The sequence below is a fragment of the Cupriavidus sp. GW822-FHT02D05 genome (genome assembly GCF_058802485.1).
Window position 1 is genome coordinate 1 of record NZ_JBXAOE010000087.1, and the last position, 877, is coordinate 877.

At 65.8% G+C, this 877-nt stretch carries 1 protein-coding gene; it reads left to right on the forward strand.

The genetic code is table 11. From position 1 onward, the window contains the following. A partial coding sequence (locus AC1RQK_RS40465) for a putative bifunctional diguanylate cyclase/phosphodiesterase (protein WP_492815279.1) occupies positions 1-877 on the forward strand: 877 nt, incomplete at both ends.

The following is an 877-nucleotide window of genomic DNA, read 5'->3' on the forward strand; positions in this document are numbered from 1 at the left end:
TGCCGGGGGCATTGCCCAGGCGATCCTGGAGCGGATTGCCGCACCTTACCGCCTCGCAGGCGAACTGGTGGTGGTGTCGGCCAGCATCGGCGTGGCGACCTACCCCAAGGACGCCGACAACGCCGAGGCCCTGCTGGTGTGCGCCGACCAGGCGATGTTTGCCGCCAAGGAGGAGGGCCGCAATCGCTGGAAGGTCTTCACCCAGGCGCTGCTGCAAGCGGAGAGGGAGCGCTTGCGCATTACCCAGGATCTGCGCACGGCGCTGGCGTCCGGGCAGTTCGCGCTGCACTACCAGCCCATTGTCAATCTGCGCACGGGCAAGGTCTGCAAGGCCGAGGCCCTGATCCGCTGGGACCATCCGGTACGCGGGCCGATCCACCCGGCCGATTTCATTGCCGTTGCGGAGGAATCCGGCCTCATCATCGACATCGGCCGCTGGGTGCTGACGGAAGCGCTGGACCAGCTCGCGCGCTGGCAGGTGCTGCTGGGCAAGGGCTTCCAGATCTCCGTCAATAAATCACCAGTGGAGTTCTGCGCGCCTGCGAGCGGGCCCGAGTCCTGGTCCAGCATGATCGAGCGCAGGAACGTGCCGGTGGGCAGTCTCGTCATCGAGATCACTGAAGGCTCGCTGATGGAGCAAAGCGCCGATGTCATGGACCAGCTCTCCCGCTTCCTGGCGGCCGGCATCGAGATCGCGCTCGACGACTTCGGCACCGGCTACTCATCCTTGTCGTACCTGCGGCGCCTAGACATCGACTACATCAAGATCGACCAGTCCTTCATCCGCTCGCTGACGCGGGGCCCGGACGACGTGGCCTTGTGCCGCGCCATCATCAGCATGGCGCATGCACTGCGCATCCGGGTGATTGCCGAGGGC